Here is a 17,727-nt window from a genome sequence, read left to right as displayed (position 1 = left end):
AGGGCTCAACGGGGTTCAACAGGACTGCGCGGGAGAGTCGATCTCCCAGATTTCTCCCAGGGAGGGGACGGCCGAGCGGGGCTGTCCCACGACTTCCGCTGGGGGCATCATGGGGACGAGCCCCCCTCCGCGTAGTGGAGGGGGGCTCGTCTGTGTCGGGACCGAAGAGAGGGCCACTCAATGGGGCCCGACACGTTCTTGGGTTGTACCCACCTGGTACCTAACCGCCCCCGGCCGGTCCATGACCCCGTTCACCTGAAAGGGTGAACAGACGTTCGAACCGGTCACGCTACCTCCGCCCCTCCGGCATATGCCAGACCAGAGGGTTGATCGAAGGGTGAGGGGGTCGAGGGGGATGTCGGCCGGAAGTAACCGACCAAGATCAAATAATGCCTCAATCCTGCTGCTGACATCTGGACATGATCATTCCAGCGTGAGGGGGTGCCAGGGGAACAGTGGATCATCGACGCCCGCAGGGCTATCGGTGACCGCGTCCGCGTCCGACGGCTCTACAAAGACATGACCCAGGAGCGGCTAGCCGAGCTCACCGGTATCGACCGGTCCACGATCCAGCGCATCGAGGGCGGTAAGAGTGACGCCAAGGTGAGCCACCTCCTCCTCATCGCGCGGGCACTCGACATGCTGCCGCGGGAGCTCTTGGACTAGCCGGCGGGGTCTGGGCTGGCTGGGGACGAATACACGAGTAAAGCCGCTGTTTGCTGGTTACACCAGGGGGCGGGCGGCATATTCATGTGCGCCTCGAACACACGGGGTGTGACCGGAAGGTCCCGCTACGGTTACGACCTTGGTTTCCGAGGACACACCCTGTGCCAGTACACGGTCACCGCCGCAGCCGACCCGCTGTCGATCGGCATCGTCCCGTACTCCTCGCCAGCCTTGATGCGCTGATCGCACCTGCCGCAGACCTTCATGACGCCCTTCCCCAGGAAGCGCTGCTCCGGAATGCCCGCCAACGGCGGTCGCCCTCCTGGCATGCCTCCTCCGCTTTGCACAGGGGGCAGCCCGATCCGTGGGCCATGAGTGCGTGGTAAGCCTCGTCACGTGCACCGATCTCGGCGGGGCTCGGCGTCGGCGGCTCGGGGAGCATGTGGGCCATCACGATGCACGCCCCTGGTGGCGGTCACACTCGCGAGGAAACCAGTCGCCGCACCCCGTCGGCAGGGGGCGCGGGCCGAGGTCGACGACATGACCGGCGATGAGGGCGACGCCGCACCGGACGCACGTTGCGCCGCGCAACTGGTCTTTGGAGAGCCCTTCTACTGCGGGTAGGTCCGTGGCCTGCATGGTCTCACCCCTGAGATTGTCCTTGATCGGATGTGAGACCAGCGTGGACCTGCCACAAGGGGTTAACTGTCACTCCTGAGTGACACTCTCGGGATGAGGTGTGACACCTCCTAAAGGCCGATCCAGGCGGCCATGCTGTCGAGGGTGTCGGGAGTGGTGCGCCGCATGTGGACAAGTCCCTTGATGGTCTCGCGCGCCCCAGGGTGGTAACGCGTCTGCTGCGGGGCCATGCGCCGGGCTGTCACCAGGTCCTGGAGTGCGGCGTCGGTGCGGCCGGTTTCCATCTCGGCGCGTGCGAGATCAATGTGGAAGTGGGCCCGCCGGGAGGTGGCCCACCCTGCAGGCATGTGCACGGTGTCGGCTTTGTCCAGAGCCTGCCCGTACTCACGCAGCTCGACTTGCGCCGACACCTCGTGCAGGTCGACATTGGTGGGCCCGAAGCTGAGCCAGTGCACGTGGCCGGCCTCGCCGGTCTCGTCAGCCAGCCGACGGGCCTCCGCCAGGTGGTCAGCGACCGTGTCCTCGTCCTGGGCTCGGGCGCCGATGACCGTAGCTCCCAGGTGGAGCTGCCCGCGGACAGCCTGCGCTTCCACGCCCCCGTCGGCCTGATCGAGGACGCGGTGGCCAGCAGCGATGAGCCGCAGCCCGATCGTGTGCTCGCCCTCGCGGAAATAGACGAGCGCCCGCATGTACTGACGGACCGCGGCGAGCAGCGGGTCGGACGCTAGCTGCGACGCCCAGTCCATCCTAGCCAGCGCCACCCCGGACAAGTCGAAGAAGCCGAGCTTGACGGTGACGTCATGGGCTGTGCGGTACGTCGAGCAGAGAGCCTGCCACAGCTCGGTCGACTGCGCCGCATGCGCTGCGCTGGTGAGTTCGGTGATCAGCCCTGGCAGGGCGGTGGCGGCCTTGTGCAGCTGTGTCGCCCGGACCTGAAGGCACAGATCGTCAGCTGCAGCGACGAGGTCGGCGGTGCTCCTCGGCCGCAGGTCCGGGTCGGCGCCGAGGTCATACAGGTCGAGGGATTCACGGATGGGCCGGATGAGTTCAGCGAGCCGGTCTTGCTGGAGCTCGGTCATGTAGGGCTGTCCTGTCAGGGCGGTGACGTCGATGTGCAGGGCCCTGGAGACGGCGGACACGAGGTCGGGGCTGGCGGGCTTGTGCCCGGCCTCTACCTGGTGCAGCAGGCTGTACGAGTAGGGGATGCGCTGGGCAAGTCCCCGTTGTGTCAGCCCGGCGAGTTTGCGTTGGGTGGCAATGCGGGCACCCGTGTGCTCGTCGTCCAGTCTGGGCATAATGGGCTCCGTTCCTGACTCGTCATCTGGAACGGTAGTGCCCGGATTCCCGGTTGGGGTCCCGCTTCTGCCCCTGATCCGTTGTGGGTTGGGGGCAGTTGCATGCCTGTCTGGCCTGGGGTGGGATGGCCGTATGACTCTCCTGTACCTGTTCTGTTCTGCTGCCCCGCCCGTGTTCGACGTGGCGCGGGTGATCGAGGATGCGCAGTCCCGCGGGTGGGGGGTCCGGCTCGGGTTGACGCCAACGGCGGCCCGGTGGCTGAAGCCGCAGCTGACGGAGCTGGAGCGTCTGACGGGCGGGCCGGTGCGGAGCGAGTACAAGCTGCCCGGTCAGCCGGATGTGTGGCCGAAGGCGGACGTAATCTTGTTCGCGCCGATGTCGTTCAACTCGGCGAACGCGTGGGCGCTCGGGCTGACTTCCTCATGGGTTACGGGGGTTGTCGCGGAGGGCATCGGTAAGGGGATCCCGCTGGTGGCGATGCCGTGCGTGAACGCGGCCTACGTGAAGCATCCGCAGTTCGAGCGGACTGTCGAGACGCTGCGGGACGCCGGGGTGCGGGTGTTGTACGGCGAGGGTGGCTTCATGCCGAACGAACCGGGCAAGGGCAAGCCTGGCACGTATCCGTGGGACGTGGCCCTGGCCGAGGCCGAGGCGATTGTCAGTGCCGACCCCTACGCTTGATCCATGCCCCCAACCTCTCCCCGCCGTACTCCCGCGCGCGCTGCTGCCGCGGTGAACGCGGAGATCCGCAGCCTGTGGCAGTACGCCTCCGACGGCTCCCTGTCGCCTGCGCAGGAGGCCCGGTATCAGGAGCTGCTGGTGGAGTGGGCGGACGCGGTGCGCGCGGAGCTGGTGGAGGCGGCTTAGCTCGGGCGCCACTCGGGCTGGTAATCCGGGTGGTCGGCGAAGGGGAGCGCGAGCAGGCGGAGCACATCCCAGGCGGTGAACATCCCGGTGATGTGTGCACCGTGCGGGTCAGCGTCGGCGATGCCGTCCACGATCCGCCGCTTGGCGTCGACGTCGGCGAGGACCTGCGGGTCGGCGGCAGATTCCCCGTACCGCTCGTAGAACTCGTCCACAGGCACGCGCTCGTCCTTGCCGATCAGGACGTAGTCATCGTCGCCGCCGTACTGGGTCCAGTCGAAGCCGAGGTTGCCGGAGATGGACCGCTGCCCCTCTTCGCGGCGTTGGATCGCGTCGAGGCGAGCCCTCAGGAAGTCCACCAGGTCGTCGCTCACGGGTCTCCTCAGTGTTCGTGTACGCGGACGAGCAGTGTCCCAGTCCAGCTGCGGAACTCGAGGACGTCCTCGTCGCGGCAGCCCTTCACCAGACAGACCTTCTCGGCGCGCATGGGTTGCTCATCGGACATGCCGAGCTCGCGCTCAAGCTGGAGGATCTTCGCGTAGTTAGGGCGCGGGAGGGGCTTTGCGGGCGGCGGACCGTATGCCATCCGGGCCCACACGATGAGCGGCCACCTCAGCCACATGGATGCCCCAGGTCGCGCACCGTAGAAGACGCAGATGATGGCGTAAGCGGTCTCGGCAACAAGGATCGGGATGAGCTGGATGGGCACGGCTCCTCCTTCTGCAACCGCCCCACCCAGGCGCAGTCCCGGGCAGGGCGGTCCAGCAGCAGCAATCCCCTGTACTAGGGAGTGTGTGCTGCCAGGGTATCGGCGGGCACTGACAGTCGACGGGGACTCGTCCGGGTGACCTGTCGGGGTGCCTCCGCGCACCGGTAATCGAACAGACGTATCATTCGAGCATGGCCTCCTTCACGTTCCCGCAGGACCTCCTCGACGCGCAGACCCGCCTCCACGAGACGACGGCTGAGCTGCAGGGGTACAGCCGCACCCTCCCCTGGTCCGTCGTCCCCGCCGAGGGCTACACCAGCAGGCAGCCCACGATCGACCCCGAAACCGGCGAGCGGCACAACAGGGAGTTCGAGACGACCGAGGGGTACACCGAGGAGCAGGTCGCCGAGGCCGCCCGCCTGCAGTCCCTGGTGCTGGAGCTGTCCGAGCAGGTGTACACCCACGACTACTGGCAGACGACCGACGTGTCCCAGCGGGTGGCCGCCCGGTCGGCGCTCAAGGACGTCACCCGGCCGAAAGCGGACGCCGCGTAGTCATGTCCGATCTGCCCCCTGACCTGCTGCGTCTCCGCACACTGGAGACCTGGCACGTCATGCAGCTGGAACGGATACGGACGGCGATCCACCGAGCCGAAGAGGCGGAGCTCTCCCGTCGGCGGGAGGACGAGCTCCTGCGGGAGCCGCCGCCGGAGTGGCTGGCCGAGCCGAGCCCGCACGGCGGCCCCGGGGCGATCCACCGGGGCGACTGCGGGCTGCACGGCGGACGGGTCAAGGGCATCGGCATCGACGCGGCCCGGCGGGCGATCGCCGAGGGGGCCGAGCCGTGTCCCGCATGCAGGCCGGACACGGCACTCGGGCTGCTGGACTAGCTCCGCGCGCTGAGCCAGTCGTCGATGTCCTGCCTCTCCCACAGGGGGGTGCGCCCCACGTGCCGTGACGGCCTGGGCGCTTGCTGCCGAGCCACGTACCCGGTCCAGGTGGATGCGCCGATGGGACGGCCTCGCTCGCGGAGGTAGGTCAGCACCATGTCGCGTGTCATGCCGGTGTCGGCGGCTCCGGCGTCCTTGGACGGGACGGCGTGGTCTGTGTCGGTGCCGAGGACGTGCCAGTCCGGAGGGATCTTCCGCGCTTCAGTCTCCAGATAGTCGTGCGGATCAACGGTTGAGGCTGCGGGATATCGTGCCCAGCCGCGCCACGGTCGACGCTCAGGAAGTGCGGCCTCCTCCTCCGTGTGCCACATCCCCCAGTCCGGGGTGGCGTCGCGGATGGGGGTGTCGTGCTCCAACCAGATGTTGGTGGCGGTACGCAGCGAGGTCTGCGCGATGGCCTCGGCCACACTGCGCGCGCGGGGGGTGAGCCGCGTCAAGTCGACGTCGTCGTAGGGTGCCTCGATATCGCCGTCGTTCCAGCGGAGCTTGATGTTCACGATGGTCATCAGTAGTCGCCCTTCAAGGAGCGGATGTACGTGGTCGCCTCAGCGCGGGTGAGGCGTTCGACGCCCTGGCGGTTGGTGGGGCCCTGGAAGAAGCCGCCGCCCTCGCCGGACCGCCTGCGCTGATCCAGCAGGCTGAGGATGTACGCGACCTGGCGTTCGGTGGCCATCTCGGTACTCGGTGTGGAGACCGGAGGCGTGACAGGTTCGACGCTCCCGGCCTGCTGGGCAACCGGGGTGTGGGCGCGGATACGGTCGCGGATCTGCGTGGCGATCGTGCGGCTCGGGGGGTTGCCGTTCGGGCTGGTGAGGGCGAATCGGTAGGCGCCCAGCTCCACGGTCCACTCTTCGATCGTGGCCTCGCTGATTCCTGCTGCGGTTGCTTCGTTGAGGATCTGCGTGGCTTCCGTGCGGCTGATGGCCATGAGTGTTGCCCCCTTCGGCCCGATTCACCTGACATCCATCAAGCTACAGCCTGAAGCTGTACAGCGTCAAGCTGTACCGGTGTGGATGGACAGACGAATACCCCCACCGCCAAGGCGGTGGGGGCTGTTCACTTCTTCGGGCCTGTTTCGTCCTTGTCCTTCTTCTGCTTCAGCCACGCCGCGACCGCGTCGACGTCCGCCGGGTCGAGCCGGGCCAGTACGTCAATGACGTGCTCGTCACGCCCGCCCTTGGACACCCCCGACTCCGACAGAGCGGCCTGAAGCCTGGCTTCGTTGGCGCGCTCCATGCCGGACTGGGCAGCATCCGGCAGCTCGTGGGCCGGTGGCGGGGCGGGTTCCGGTGGTGGGTCAGCAAGGCCAAGGCGCACCAGCGACCCCAGGTCACCGGCCGTCTCGTCCACGCGAGGGCGGGCGGGACGTTGAGGCATCATCACACTCCAGTTCGGTTGTAGTCATCCACCAGAGGGTGCGGCGGCTCCGGCTCGATGCCCGCGCGGTGCATCTGTGCCGCCCACCGGTCCGTCGTCCACGAGAACGCCCGCAGCAGCGACTCCACCCTGGACACCCGGCCACGCAGGGCTCCGTTCTCAACGTCGACACGGGTGACGGTCGCCTCCAGGATCCTCAGGTCTGCATCCCGTTGAGCCGGTCCGGCCGCCGCCTGAGCTGCCGCTCGGGTGGCCTCCGCCGTCGCCACCGCCGCAGCCCGGGTAGCCCGCGCCGCGAACAGACCGGCCGTGACGACGCCCAGCGCCCCGAGAGCCGCCACAACCACCGACCACACGCTCATCCAGCCACGCCCTTCCGGGCGCGCCGCGGCGGTGCGGGTACCGAATGCTCGGGCACCCCGGCGGCCCACATGATGACCCCGACGTGCGAGGTGAGATACCAGATCGCGACGATGCCGCCGCGGGGATAACTGCCGTCCAGGACGGCTGCGGTGTAGGCGACAGCCCATACCGAAGGAGGGATGAGCGCGGCGACGAAGCCCGCACCATCGCGGCCCACCTGCAGGAATGCCGAGCCAAGGGTGACAACACCGGCGATGATCCACAGCCAGGCCCACGACGTGAGCGGGCAGAAGTGCGTCAGGAGGGCGAGGCCCGGGGCAGGCTCCGGCGGCGGCTCGACGATGAAGCCGATCCCGAAGCTGGTCTTGCCGATGCCGAGGATCAGCAGAAACGTTCCCCTCAAGCCCAGGTGCGCGCGGACCTGCCGCAGCGCCCCCTTCACCTACACGGCCCGCGGTGTGCTCGCCGAGGTGATCAGCGAGTCCTGCGCCCTGGCACTGACCCCGGCGGGCTTCCACAGCCCGAAGTGGGACAGCACGCCGGTGGCGAAGGTGACGAGGGCGAGGATGACGGACGTACCGAAGTCGTAGCCGGGGCCCGGGGCCGCGAGCTCGACGAGGACGCCGTTCAGGCCGGACAGCGCCAGGAGCAGGACCGCTTTGGTTCCGGCGTGGGTGACTCGGGTAGTGACCAGGCCGACGAGCACGGGCAGCAGGACGCTGACGAGCAGGCCGATCCAGTAGACCTTGTCGAGATGTACTTCCATGGTCAGGACTCCCGTCCGTTGATGTTGACGTCCACGTCGATGACCGCCTCGGCGATGGCCGCGCGGACGGCAGCGACAACCTGTGCAGTGTCGACGTCGTCATTGCCGTCGCCGATGACCTTGGCGAGCGCGGCTACCGCAGCGGACAGGGCGTTGACCTTGATATCGAGAGCCTTCAGGGCGGCGACCTGGTTGCCGTGGACGGTGTCCATCCACCCGATGACCGCGCCGGTCCTGACCGGCTTACTGCCTGTGGGGCCGGTCTCGGTGTGTGACCAGACTGCGTGGGCTATCTCTGCCGCTGTGGGCATGTCGTCCTCCTCGGGGGGCTGGTGGCCGGTGGCGCGGGCGACGATGCCCGGGAACACCTGTTCCTTGAATTGCTTCACCCGGGCGTCCCCCGGGCAGGCGGTGCCGGATACCGCCCACGCGGCGTGGAGCCGGTGGTAGCCGTAGCCGGGGTCGTCGGCGGTGCGGCAGATCCGCAGCGGGATCCCGTGGCGCTGGTGCAGCCACACGCCGAGCCGAATCAGGCCCTCGACCTGCGCGTCGGTCCACGGGTCGGTGTGCTGGAGATTGCTGGCGGTCTCGATCGAGACGGCACCAGTGCCGTCGGGCCGCCGGTTCGCCTTGTAGCTGGCGTCCGCGCGGGTCTCGGTGCCGATGTACTGAGCGATCGAACCGTCAAAGGACTGGCCGAAGTGGCTCTCGAGGTTGGAATCGTCCCGCCAGTACTCGTAGATCCGCTCCTTCGTCCATGGGGCGGCGATCGAATGCACGATGAACTGCGTCGGCCGGATGGCGGGTTGGGCGTCCGACTCCGGCTGGAGTTCCATCTTCTTCGCGGCCGGATACCAGGCCATGACTCCTCCAGACATGCGAAAGGCCCCGACTTGACGGGGCGGCGCGGGAGTTGGTGCAGCTCAGAGGCTGTAGAAGAGGCCGTTCAACGAGACCCACGGGGGTGTGACGCGGTTAGCCGCATTACTGGCGGTGGTGCCGACGATCCGCAGGTAGCCGTCCGATTGGGCATCCACCTTGACGGTGTTGGAGGCGCTGGTGACCTGTGAGCAGGCGGCAGCGACGGAGCGGAGACCTGCGGGACGGGCAGCAGCGGGCAGTGGCGTCGAGTTGAGGATGCCGCCGTTGCCGATGGTGGCCGGGGATCCGGAGTACGGCACGTTGATGCCGCCCTGCAGCATCACCGTCAACTCGCCGAAGAGATTGACCACCCGGTACTGAGCGGTGCCGTTGTCGTTCCCGTTGTGGCTGTACCCGGACGCCGGAGAGATCGTCGACCACGTCGATGACCCCGCCGCGAGGACGACCCACGCGCTGCCGTCGTATCCGGTGAACAGCTTCTCCGTGGTCAGGAACGCGACCATCCCGGCGATCGGAGACGTCAGCGTGGCGTTGCGCTGCGAAGCTGACGTGAACCGCATGACCGACCGGGGCACCAGCCCGCTGCCGAGGGCCTGCGCGGTGGCGGGAATGTCGGGCGGGTCGGTCGGCGAGGTGATGCTGATGCCCTGCCCGTAGGCGTCAGTGGTCGGCATGAGACTCCTAGGGGGTGTACTGGACGCCGTGGAGGGAGACCCACGTCGTGAGGCCGCCCGCGGTCGTGTTGATGATCTGGAGCTGCCCGGCCGCCGTGGCGTCGAGCTTGACCACGGCGCCACCGGCCGCTATCGGCAAGGTCCGCTGCCCGGTCGGCCTGTATGCCACCGGTAGGGCGGCGGCCAGGATGTTGCCTGTCAGCGGCGGTGTGCCGGAGGTCGTCCACTGGACGCCGCCCCGCCACTGAATCCACGTCTGGCCTGCGATGACGACCATGCGGTACTGCGGGGTGCCGAGCAGGGCGGTGTACCCGGCACCCAGGGCTGGGGTGACCCACTCCCCTGTCGGTGCCGTTGTCGAGGCGAGTCGGCCGCGGGCGACCCAGCTGCCGGAGCCGGAGACCTCCAGGACGATGACGTCGGCGACGGCGGGCGCCTGGTATGCCTCGTCGCGGCGGGCGCTGATGCCGTCGGTGGTGGCGATCGTGCCGTCCGCAGCCACGGAGGCGACCGTGGCCATGCGGAAGTCGGCGCCGCGCACGGACGGCGTTGCCGAGCCGACATCGACAGCCTGCTGCTTCAACGCGCCAGCAAGAGCGCGCACTTGACTGTGCGCCGAGGTCGTCACGCATCCTCCTTCGCCGAGATCGTGGCGATCGGGAAGTCGCCGCCCTCGTCGAGCGGCACGCTAAATGACTGCACCTGGTGCAGCTCTCGGAGGCCGTCCGGGTGGGTGACACGGATGACGTCGCCGCACTCCAGGGCAGGGTTCGGCAGAGCCGAGAAGTCGCCCTTCGCGTTGGGTGCGCGGCCTGCCGCGAGCTTCAGGTTGGCCGCCGCTTGGCAGGCGTTCACCGACGTCAGGGTGCTGGAGCTGTAGAACATGGGTCGCCGCCCGAACGGCCCGCCCCAGTACGTAGGGCTGTCGGCGTCGGCGTCCGTGGCGAGCCACTGGACAGGCGCGGTGTTCGCCTCCGCGCCTTCCCCGCGGGCCAGGACCCCGTTGTAGACGCGGTCTGCGGACATCCCCCGGGAGCCCCGGACGTACACGCCTCCCTCGCTCGCCTCAACTGCCCAGGCCGGGTCGGTCGTCAGCAGGTCAGGCAGGGTAGCGATGGTGAAAATCCCGTCGGGATTCGCGAAGCAGACCGCTCCCACGGATGCGGCGATCTCCTGCACAGCCGCCCACGGGTCTGCCTCGACGTCCCAGGTTCGGGAGCCAATCGCAGCGTCGACGGCAGTCGCGATGACCGTGGCGTCGGGGAGACTGCGGAGTATGAGCGTCTCGATGGCGCCGACCGCTGTGGTGGTCGCCCGGTACGGCGCGGTGAAGCGGTCGTCCGTGACGCACACGCTGATGTCCTTGCCGGTCAGGGTGACGGGGCCGTCCGTCGGGTCACCCTCGACGGAATCCAGACGGAACACCCCGAGCGGCACCAACTCCTGTGATCCGTCGCCGTAGTCGACACCGCGCGAGATCCTCAACCGGGCCCCGTACATGGCCAGCTGGTCCGCTGGCGTCCTGGGGATCAGCGAGACGTCTGCGATGGTGACGGTGCAGGTCCGGCGGATGGCCTGGCCCCGGTCGGCACTGACGCTGCCGCCGGTGTGCTCCAGGGGGACGACCTCGCCATCGGTGCGGATCAGCAGGACCTCCGTGACCGGGCGGTGCGACTCGGCGAGACGCCGCAGGAAGCGGTCGCTGACCGGGTACATCGATCACCCCCCGATGCGGTGGTCGAGGAGGAGGTCTTCGCAGGTGGCGTAGGCGGCCAGCAGGTCAGTGCAGGTGTCGTACTCGGCGAGCACGTCGACCCAGGTTCGGCCCCCGCTGCCGTTGACGCCGGTGGTGACGGGCAAGTCGACCTCGGCGAGCGGCAGTTGCCAGGCCCGCCAGGGCTCCATCGCCGTGCCGCCGTTGCGGGACTCGGTGACCTGGCCGACGGAAACGTACATGTCGGCCACGCCCATGCCCGGAACCGCCTGCCACAGGAGCACCCGCCCGGAGTCGAGGAGCCAGTGCAGCCCCGCGCGCTCGTCGTCCGACTGGGTCCAGACAGCCAGTTCGCCCTCCAGGCCGCTGCGGACGCCGGACAGGACGACCGGGTTCCGGCGGCCCTTGACGTGGTATGTCGACTGCTCGACGGACCGCTGCCAGGCCGGAGCCTGCTGCACCATGACCTGCATGTTGCGCTGCGGATTACCGGGGTCTTTCAGCCAGGCCATGCTTGCGTCGCCTGCGGTGATGGTGACCGTGTCCGACGAACGGGTGCTCAGCAAGGCGTCGGTGAGCGCGTCGCGGACCTCGACGTAGTAGCTGACCGGCACCCCGAGCGGCGCCTCGTAGTCCTCGACGACCAAGAGGTCCGAGGCGAGCACCACACGCTCCATCAGCCCGGACGGCCCGCGGACCAGAGTGCGCGAGCCGTCGCCGAGGACCCGCCACACGGTGACCAGGTCACCGGCCGTCAGCTCGCGCAGGGTGAGCGTGATGGACGCCGTCGCATCAACGGCGGTCACGGCCACCAGAGGCAGCGCCTGCCACAGGGCCACGGATTCCATGCGCAGGACCGAGTTGATGGCGGTCGCCGTGACCGTCCACTCGATCGCCGCCTGCGTCGCCGTGGCCGGGGCCGTCAGGTCGTTGCTGAGGTACCACCAGCCGCTGCCCGGGATCGCACCAGATGCGGAGGCGGTCAGCCCCAGGTCGGTGTTCGCGGCGGTGTACCAGCGGACCCCCCTCGTGGCCGTCCAGCCGCCTGCGGTGACCTGGGTGCCCGCCATCAGGCGGAACCCCTTGCCGCCGGAGTCAGAGGGCAAGGGGAACTTCGCGGACCTGATCGTCGATGCCGTCGCGGTCGCCGACGTCACGGTCAGGGAGTACGCGCCGTCGAGGGAGTAGGTGCCCCACGGCGTCGAGCGGGCCAAAGTCGCGACCCCGGCGGTCTTGGTCCAGCCCGCGACGCCCTGCTCGAAGGACCCGTCCGCATACGGCACGACGGTGCCGTACTGCAGGACGTAGGCGGCCATGATGACGACCGTCTCCAGGCGGACCACCTGCGCGGCACTGGCCCCGTTGATTCCGACCGCGACGGAGCACGTTGCGGCGAGCGTCGGAGCGTAGGCGGACACTCGCTGCCGGTAGAGACCCGTTCCAGGGGCCGCCAGGGACGAGCGTGTGGCCTGGATCTGGTTGCCGTTGGAGTCGTAAAACCGCAGCTCAATCCAGGTGTCGGACGCCAGCGTGGGCGGACCGATGTACGCGTAGGCCAGGTACTCAGTGCCCGGGGTCACCGACGGGCGCTCTGTGCACAAAGCTGCGGCGTTGCCCGCGCCGGTCGCGGTGACCGTGAGGACGTGGCCGCCCCCCAGGTAGTTGTCGACAGACCAGGCGACGGCAGGGACGGACCGGCCGAGCGTCGCGTTGACCTCGGCCGCCCACTGCCCGGCGGAGACCTCCGTTGATTCGGCGGCGTAGCTGAGCAGATTGCCAGTGGTGCGGATCGGCAGCCCCAGGTAGATGTTTTCCGCGTAGGTCGTCACCAACGCGGCTGCGGGAGTCGACGAGATGACGACCTGCGCGCGGACCGCACCCACTGGGGCGGCACCGGCCACGCTGATCCGGTGCCAGCCCGCCATCGCTGTGGCTGTCGTCAGGGACCACAGGATGGAGAGCTCCGCATTCGATGCGGACAGCCAGCGGATACCGATCCTCTCCGGGACAGTCCCCCCGCCCGCATCGGCGAAGGCGAGGTAGACCGTGCCCGCCACGACCGGGTACGACGAGGCGGTCCGGGCCCGCATCTCCCCGGCGGCGACAGACTTGATGGCGAGGCAGCCGTCACCGCCGTTCCTCCCTCCAGTGCCCTTCGCCAGGGTGCAGTTGAGGAGCGGAGCCCAGCCTGAAGTGTTCGGGTCGATGGACTCCGTGACCTGCGACAACAGGTTGCCGGGGATCGCCATCAGCTACCCCCTCGCGCGTTGAGGACTTGGATCAGCTGGCCGTTGCTGGCGTGGACTTCAGCGCGAGCGATGTCGGTGATCTCCCGATCTCCGACGTAGACCTTGACGTTCAGGTCGCCGATGCCGCTGCCACCGGAGGCCGCCATGCCGATCAGCGCGTTCGCCTGTTGGGAGGTGAACACCGGCTCCGGCTTGCCGGTGCCGTTGTAGGCAAGGTTGAGGCCCGGCTGGAGGTAGCCGCCGGAGTCGTACCCGGCGGGCGGTCGGTTGGCGTTGGCCTGCTGGACGTTGGTGATGTTGCCGTACCTCGACACGATGTAGCGGACGGCGGCAGCAACGTTGGATACCGGGTCGAGGATGCCGCGCGACCGCAGCGAGGCGGGTACGTAGGCGCTCCAGGTCGGCGGGATCGTCTGAGCCAGGCCCTGGGAGGGGACGCCGTTCTTGGCGTTGATGTCCCAGTTGTTGCGTGCCCTGGGGTTCCATCCGGACTCGCGGGTGATCAGGGTGTTCATGCCCGCAAGCCACTGGCCCATGGTGCCGGGCGGCGGAACCCCTGCGGCGGCCAGCGCCTGGGTGATGATCGCCCTGCGCTGTCCGGTGGGGATGGTCCCGCCGATCGGACCCCCGCTACCGGCACCGAAGCTGGCTCCCTTGTCGTCGGCCTTCTTGGTGTATCCGAGGATCGCGTCGATCATCGTCGACGGGATCTTGTGGATCATCCTGCCGAACTCGCCGCCTCCCGAAGGGAAGAGGGCCATCAGCGGGTTGACCACGGCCTTCAGTCCTGCGCGGGCGGAGGATTCGAGCGTATCCGTCAACCAGCCAGCGGCGGACTTGACACCCTCCCACGCCTTCGAGCCGACCCCCTTGACCGCTGAAGCGGCGGAACCGATCCAGTCGAAGATGCCGCCGTCCTTGAAGCCGGGCAGGCCGAGGGCCCGCTGCACACCAGTGACACCACCGCCGCGGGCTGCGGCGTTCATGGCGTTCACGTATTCGGGTCCGACAGCCCGCGTCCACTCCGGGCGCATGACAGCCTCACCGCCGGAGAGGGCGGCCAGGTGAACGTCACGGCCCGGGGTGTATCCGGGCAGGACACCGCCGGTTGCCCAGCCCTTGATTTCCATGCGCGGGATCTTCGGGGCGCCGAACGCGGTGGCGATGGCGTTCCAGGTGGGGACGAGACCCCGGTTGTAGACCTGGTCGATGATGAAGCGCACAGGCGCCCGCGCGATCTCGCGCAGCTTGGACCAGGCTGTGTCGATGTTCCTCCGGGTGTCGTCGAAGCTCTTCGCCAGCCCCCTCAGTCCACCCCCGATCACGATGAAGGCTGGCTTCAGGGCGTTACGCCACAGCCAGCCCGCCTTGTCGCCGATGAACTCCAAGGCGGGCTTGGCGTAGTCCCGCCAGAGCTGCATCAGCCGGTCGCCGAGCGCCTTCAGGCCGGGCTTGATGGCGTCCAGTGAGGGCTTGATCTTCTGCTGCCACAACCAGGTGAACTTCTCGGCCAGCCAGTCCATGACCGGCCGCCCGTACCGGTCCCACAGTTCCTTGAGTTTCGCGCCGAGCTGCGCCAGGCCGACCTTCACCTGGTCCCATACAGGCTTCAGATGCTGCTGCCAGAGCCACCGGGCCTTCTCGGCGATCCACGTGAAGACCGGGCTGAAGATGTTCGTCCAGAGCCAGGAGACCACGGCCCCGATGACCTCAAACGCGGTCTTGAGCGGGGTGATCAGGACGGTGAAGACGACCGTGAACAGCACCTTCGCCGCGTTCGCGATGAAGGTGAAGACGGGCCCGATGATGTTCTCCCACAGCCACGTCGCCACCGTCGCCACCGCCCGGAAGGCTGCGGCGAACGCGGCGAAGATGGGCTTGAGGACCGTATTCCACGCCCACATTGCTGCCGCGCTGATTGCTGACCAGACCGTGTCGACGACGTTCCGGAAGCTCTCCCAGTTCTTGTACGCGTAGACCACCGCAGCGACGAGGGCGACGATCAGCGTGATGATGCGGACGATGGGGTTGGCGTTCATGGCGAGGTTGAACGCGATCACGGCCAAGGTCCAGAGCTTCGTTGCGACCCAGACCGCGTAGATGAGCTGGATCAGCCACGGCAGGTTCGATGCGATCGAGGCGATGGCACGCGCGACCGCACCGAGAGCCGTCAGGACGGGACCGGACAGGGGTGCCGTCGCCTTGGCCATCTGGTAGAAGGCGCTGCTGATGTCGCCGATGGCCTTGGCGAGGACCGGGCCCATCCGCGCGGCGTAGGCCAGGAAGCGCTCGAACTCCGGCGACCCCTTCAGCCCAGTCGCCCACTTCGCCCACCGGCCGGTGATGGCCTGCATGCGCTCGCTGATGGAGTCCATGTGCGGCAGGAACGCGTCGACGATCCCACCGATGGTCTTGAAGACGTTGCCCACGGCGGAGCCCAGGCCAACGATCGCCGGGACGACCGCCCCGGCGAGATCCTTCTTGAACGACTTCCACCAGGGCGACTTGAACCCGGCGGACACCTTGTCCTGCAGGATGCCGATGCCCTTGGCCGCAGCCAGGACGAACGGGGTCAGCCCCGGCAGCGAGTTCTTCAGGCCGACGAGTGCGCGGGTGAAGAGCGGCATCACCGCAGGCTGCAACGACTCCGACCACGACTTGAACGCCGTCCGGAGCGCGATGAACGCGTCGAACGTTGCACGCGCCGTCGGCGTCAACTTAGCCAGTGCCGCTTGGTACTTGGCCTGCGCGACGGCAGCCTGATCAATGCCCCCGGCCGCAGTCGATGCAGCCGACTGCTGAGCGGAGGCGATCTGACGCTGCGCGGAGGCGATGGAGTCGGCGGCGGACGCCTGCGCTGCCGCGAGGCTGTCCTGGGCGCGGGCGACGGAACGGGCACCGTCCTCCTGGACGCGTGTGACGTTGCGCTGGGACTCGGCGACCTTCTCCTGCGCCGCCGCGATGTCGCGCTGGGACTGCACTTGCTGCCGTGCCGCCTCGGTACGCGCCTTACCGAGAGCCTTCTGCTGCTCGGCGACGCCGCGCTCGGCGGACGCCACACGCTCCTGAGCGGCCTTGACCGTCTCCGAGCCCTCGACACCGGCCTTGTCAGCCGCGGCCTTCTCGGAGGTCAGGTTCTTGGTTTCGGCCTGCTGTTCCTTGAGCCGCTGCACTGCCTGGTCGTAGGCGAGCTGGGCACGCTGCCGCTCGATGGCGGTCGCCTTGCTGCCGGTGACCTGGGTGGCGCGAAGCCGGACCTCCGCCTCCTGTACCGAGAGCGCCGCGTCCCGTTCGGACAGCCGCGCATTGGTGAGGCGATCGCCCATCTCAGCGAGCTCCGCCGTAGCGTCCTTGCGGGCCCGAGTCAGATCCTGCTGAGCCTGACGGGCCGTGCGCTGCGCGTCCGCGAGGGACTGCTCCGCCTGCGCCACCCGCTCGGCGGCATCCCGCTGGCGATCCGCGGCCTGCTGTACGGCATCCGCGAGCCCCTGTCGGGCGGCCTTGACCTGCTGAGCCGCCTGGGCGTCGGCCTCAGCGGCGGAGCGGACGGCGTCGCCCACGCCCTGCTCGGCCTGCTTGATCTGCCGGGCGGCATTACGGTGCGCGGTCGCCAGGGACTGCTGGGCACCGGCGAGTTGGAGGGCCTTAGAGGCCCCTTGGCCAGCCGCTTGGCCACCGCGGGCCGTAGCGTTCGTAGCGGCGTCCTGTGCGGCCTTCTGCGCCTGCAGGGCCCCGCCGATGCTCATGAAGGCGGGGGCCGCCACGGCGGCGAGGGCGCCTACACCCACACCCGCGGCGACCGCAGCGGAGCCGACCGCGCCGATGCCCGCCGCCAGGATCGGAACGGCCGGGATCGCCGCCAGCCCGCCGATGGCGATGGCGAGCTGCATGACGGCCGACAAAGCGCCCGAAGTATCGACGTCGATGCGGGCACGCTTACCGTCGACGGCATCGATCTGCGCGCGGACGGCAGCGAGCTCGGCACGGGCGGCGGCCGTGTCCGCACGGACCTGGACGTTCGGGTGCGAGGCGCCGAGCCGGGTGAGCTCGGCCTCGATTTCCTTGATCTCGGTCTTCGCGAGGGCGGCGTCGATGTCGATGCCGATCCGCTTGTTGGCGAGGGTCTCCATCCGGACCCGGAGCGCCTGTAGATCGGCGTCGGCCTCACTGGTATTGGCATCAATGTTGATCTTAGGGAGGGAGCGGAACGCCGCTTCCAGCCGCGTCTTCAGGGCACGGCTGAACGCGCCGCCCGTGTCGTCGCCCTGCCGGACGGCGGACGGGCGGGCCGCAGCCCCACCCTGGGTGATGCCGTTGCGCATCGCGTTGCGGATCTCGGCGGTGATGCGGGCGGCGATCTGGCTGCCGATCTGCTGGCCGATCCGCAGGCCGACGTCGCCCACCTGTGCCTGCATGGCGGGGCCGAACGATCGGCCTGCTGCCGAACCCGCGTCGTCACCGGCGCGGGTGGCGGCGGGGACGAGCGCCGAACGCAACTGCGCGTAGATGCCCCGGGTGTTGGGGACGACGTCGACCTCGACAGACCCGACCTGGATCGCCACGGGAGCCTCCTCCCGCG

21 protein-coding genes are annotated in these 17,727 nt (G+C 68.7%); 6 read left to right on the top strand and 15 right to left on the bottom strand.

What is annotated here, in order from left to right; genetic code table 11:
• The first annotated feature begins 441 nt into the window (after positions 1–441).
• Complete coding sequence (locus OG897_RS13790) at positions 442–666, top strand: helix-turn-helix domain-containing protein (protein WP_266656175.1); 225 nt, start codon at positions 442–444, stop codon at positions 664–666.
• A gap of 108 nt (positions 667–774) precedes the next feature.
• Entirely contained in the window at positions 775–909 is a 135-nt protein-coding gene (locus OG897_RS13785; RefSeq protein WP_266656173.1) for a hypothetical protein, read from the top strand.
• Between the two features lie 506 nt (positions 910–1,415).
• Here OG897_RS13785 and OG897_RS13780 read toward each other — a convergent pair.
• Entirely contained in the window at positions 1,416–2,600 is a 1,185-nt protein-coding gene (locus OG897_RS13780) for a helix-turn-helix domain-containing protein (RefSeq protein ID WP_266656171.1), read from the bottom strand.
• A 133-nt stretch (positions 2,601–2,733) separates the two neighbouring features.
• Here OG897_RS13780 and OG897_RS13775 point away from each other — a divergent pair, with 133 nt between their 5' ends.
• A complete protein-coding gene (locus tag OG897_RS13775; protein WP_266656169.1) occupies positions 2,734–3,282 on the top strand; it encodes a flavoprotein in 549 nt (182 codons plus the stop codon).
• Between the two features lie 3 nt (positions 3,283–3,285).
• Complete coding sequence (locus tag OG897_RS13770; protein ID WP_266656167.1) at positions 3,286–3,468, top strand: hypothetical protein; 183 nt, start codon at positions 3,286–3,288, stop codon at positions 3,466–3,468.
• On the opposite strand, the gene OG897_RS13765 is transcribed toward OG897_RS13770, so the two are convergent.
• Complete coding sequence (locus OG897_RS13765) at positions 3,465–3,839, bottom strand: DUF6221 family protein (RefSeq protein WP_266656165.1); 375 nt, start codon at positions 3,837–3,839, stop codon at positions 3,465–3,467. The two genes, OG897_RS13770 and OG897_RS13765, sit on opposite strands and share 4 nt — an antisense overlap.
• A gap of 8 nt (positions 3,840–3,847) precedes the next feature.
• A complete protein-coding gene (locus OG897_RS13760) occupies positions 3,848–4,174 on the bottom strand; it encodes a hypothetical protein (RefSeq protein WP_266656163.1) in 327 nt (108 codons plus the stop codon).
• 191 nt (positions 4,175–4,365) lie between these two features.
• Here OG897_RS13760 and OG897_RS13755 point away from each other — a divergent pair, with 191 nt between their 5' ends.
• Positions 4,366–4,728: a hypothetical protein gene (locus tag OG897_RS13755; RefSeq protein WP_266656161.1), complete on the top strand. Its 363-nt coding sequence runs from the start codon at positions 4,366–4,368 to the stop codon at positions 4,726–4,728.
• Between the two features lie 2 nt (positions 4,729–4,730).
• Positions 4,731–5,063, top strand: coding sequence for a DUF6233 domain-containing protein (locus tag OG897_RS13750; protein WP_266656159.1), 333 nt, complete (start codon positions 4,731–4,733; stop codon positions 5,061–5,063).
• On the opposite strand, the gene OG897_RS13745 is transcribed toward OG897_RS13750, so the two are convergent.
• From OG897_RS13745 to OG897_RS13690, 12 genes are all read right to left on the bottom strand, one after another.
• A complete protein-coding gene (locus OG897_RS13745; protein WP_266656157.1) occupies positions 5,060–5,629 on the bottom strand; it encodes a hypothetical protein in 570 nt (189 codons plus the stop codon). The two genes, OG897_RS13750 and OG897_RS13745, sit on opposite strands and share 4 nt — an antisense overlap.
• A complete protein-coding gene (locus OG897_RS13740; RefSeq protein ID WP_266656155.1) occupies positions 5,629–6,051 on the bottom strand; it encodes a hypothetical protein in 423 nt (140 codons plus the stop codon). Before OG897_RS13740 ends, OG897_RS13745 begins: the two co-directional genes overlap by 1 nt.
• Before the next feature lie 128 nt (positions 6,052–6,179).
• Positions 6,180–6,500: a hypothetical protein gene (locus OG897_RS13735; RefSeq protein ID WP_266656153.1), complete on the bottom strand. Its 321-nt coding sequence runs from the start codon at positions 6,498–6,500 to the stop codon at positions 6,180–6,182.
• A 2-nt stretch (positions 6,501–6,502) separates the two neighbouring features.
• Entirely contained in the window at positions 6,503–6,862 is a 360-nt protein-coding gene (locus OG897_RS13730; protein ID WP_266656151.1) for a hypothetical protein, read from the bottom strand.
• The gene (locus OG897_RS13725; RefSeq protein WP_266656149.1) at positions 6,859–7,305 is read right to left on the bottom strand and encodes a hypothetical protein; all 447 of its coding nucleotides are present in this window, start codon (positions 7,303–7,305) and stop codon (positions 6,859–6,861) included. Before OG897_RS13725 ends, OG897_RS13730 begins: the two co-directional genes overlap by 4 nt.
• Positions 7,306–7,629, bottom strand: a complete 324-nt coding sequence (locus OG897_RS13720) for a hypothetical protein (RefSeq protein WP_266656147.1) — start codon at positions 7,627–7,629, stop codon at positions 7,306–7,308. It lies immediately after the preceding gene.
• 2 nt (positions 7,630–7,631) lie between these two features.
• The gene (locus OG897_RS13715) at positions 7,632–8,492 is read right to left on the bottom strand and encodes an N-acetylmuramoyl-L-alanine amidase (protein ID WP_266656145.1); all 861 of its coding nucleotides are present in this window, start codon (positions 8,490–8,492) and stop codon (positions 7,632–7,634) included.
• Positions 8,493–8,552: 60 nt separating this feature from the next.
• Positions 8,553–9,185 carry a hypothetical protein gene (locus OG897_RS13710; protein ID WP_266656143.1) on the bottom strand — a complete coding sequence of 211 codons (633 nt, stop codon included), beginning with the start codon at positions 9,183–9,185 and terminating at the stop codon, positions 8,553–8,555.
• A 7-nt stretch (positions 9,186–9,192) separates the two neighbouring features.
• Positions 9,193–9,813, bottom strand: a complete 621-nt coding sequence (locus OG897_RS13705) for a hypothetical protein (RefSeq protein WP_266656141.1) — start codon at positions 9,811–9,813, stop codon at positions 9,193–9,195.
• Positions 9,810–10,901: a DUF5047 domain-containing protein gene (locus OG897_RS13700; protein ID WP_266656139.1), complete on the bottom strand. Its 1,092-nt coding sequence runs from the start codon at positions 10,899–10,901 to the stop codon at positions 9,810–9,812. The genes OG897_RS13705 and OG897_RS13700 overlap by 4 nt, the downstream gene beginning before the upstream one ends.
• Positions 10,902–10,904: 3 nt before the next feature.
• On the bottom strand, positions 10,905–13,148 hold the full coding sequence (locus tag OG897_RS13695) for a hypothetical protein (RefSeq protein WP_266656137.1): 2,244 nt from the start codon (positions 13,146–13,148) through the stop codon (positions 10,905–10,907).
• Positions 13,148–17,710, bottom strand: a complete 4,563-nt coding sequence (locus OG897_RS13690; RefSeq protein WP_266656135.1) for a transglycosylase SLT domain-containing protein — start codon at positions 17,708–17,710, stop codon at positions 13,148–13,150. The genes OG897_RS13695 and OG897_RS13690 overlap by 1 nt, the downstream gene beginning before the upstream one ends.
• Positions 17,711–17,727 lie beyond the last annotated feature (17 nt).

It is taken from the genome of Streptomyces sp. NBC_00237 (assembly GCF_026342435.1).
Taxonomy (GTDB): domain Bacteria; phylum Actinomycetota; class Actinomycetes; order Streptomycetales; family Streptomycetaceae; genus Streptomyces.
Note: the sequence above shows the minus strand (reverse complement) of the source record. Positions and strands in the feature narration are given on the sequence as shown.

What these genes read in the sequence shown, in the direction of transcription:
- OG897_RS13710 (WP_266656143.1), bottom strand. Translation starts at nt 9,185, where the DNA reads ATGCCGACCACTGACGCCTACGGGCAGGGCATCAGCATCACCTCGCCG.
- OG897_RS13730 (WP_266656151.1), bottom strand. Translation starts at nt 6,862, where the DNA reads ATGAGCGTGTGGTCGGTGGTTGTGGCGGCTCTCGGGGCGCTGGGCGTC.
- OG897_RS13745 (WP_266656157.1), bottom strand. Translation starts at nt 5,629, where the DNA reads ATGACCATCGTGAACATCAAGCTCCGCTGGAACGACGGCGATATCGAG.
- OG897_RS13720 (WP_266656147.1), bottom strand. Translation starts at nt 7,629, where the DNA reads ATGGAAGTACATCTCGACAAGGTCTACTGGATCGGCCTGCTCGTCAGC.
- OG897_RS13700 (WP_266656139.1), bottom strand. Translation starts at nt 10,901, where the DNA reads ATGTACCCGGTCAGCGACCGCTTCCTGCGGCGTCTCGCCGAGTCGCAC.
- OG897_RS13775 (WP_266656169.1), top strand. Translation starts at nt 2,734, where the DNA reads ATGACTCTCCTGTACCTGTTCTGTTCTGCTGCCCCGCCCGTGTTCGAC.
- OG897_RS13770 (WP_266656167.1), top strand. Translation starts at nt 3,286, where the DNA reads ATGCCCCCAACCTCTCCCCGCCGTACTCCCGCGCGCGCTGCTGCCGCG.
- OG897_RS13715 (WP_266656145.1), bottom strand. Translation starts at nt 8,492, where the DNA reads ATGGCCTGGTATCCGGCCGCGAAGAAGATGGAACTCCAGCCGGAGTCG.
- OG897_RS13780 (WP_266656171.1), bottom strand. Translation starts at nt 2,600, where the DNA reads ATGCCCAGACTGGACGACGAGCACACGGGTGCCCGCATTGCCACCCAA.
- OG897_RS13695 (WP_266656137.1), bottom strand. Translation starts at nt 13,148, where the DNA reads ATGGCGATCCCCGGCAACCTGTTGTCGCAGGTCACGGAGTCCATCGAC.
- OG897_RS13750 (WP_266656159.1), top strand. Translation starts at nt 4,731, where the DNA reads ATGTCCGATCTGCCCCCTGACCTGCTGCGTCTCCGCACACTGGAGACC.
- OG897_RS13755 (WP_266656161.1), top strand. Translation starts at nt 4,366, where the DNA reads ATGGCCTCCTTCACGTTCCCGCAGGACCTCCTCGACGCGCAGACCCGC.
- OG897_RS13735 (WP_266656153.1), bottom strand. Translation starts at nt 6,500, where the DNA reads ATGCCTCAACGTCCCGCCCGCCCTCGCGTGGACGAGACGGCCGGTGAC.
- OG897_RS13740 (WP_266656155.1), bottom strand. Translation starts at nt 6,051, where the DNA reads ATGGCCATCAGCCGCACGGAAGCCACGCAGATCCTCAACGAAGCAACC.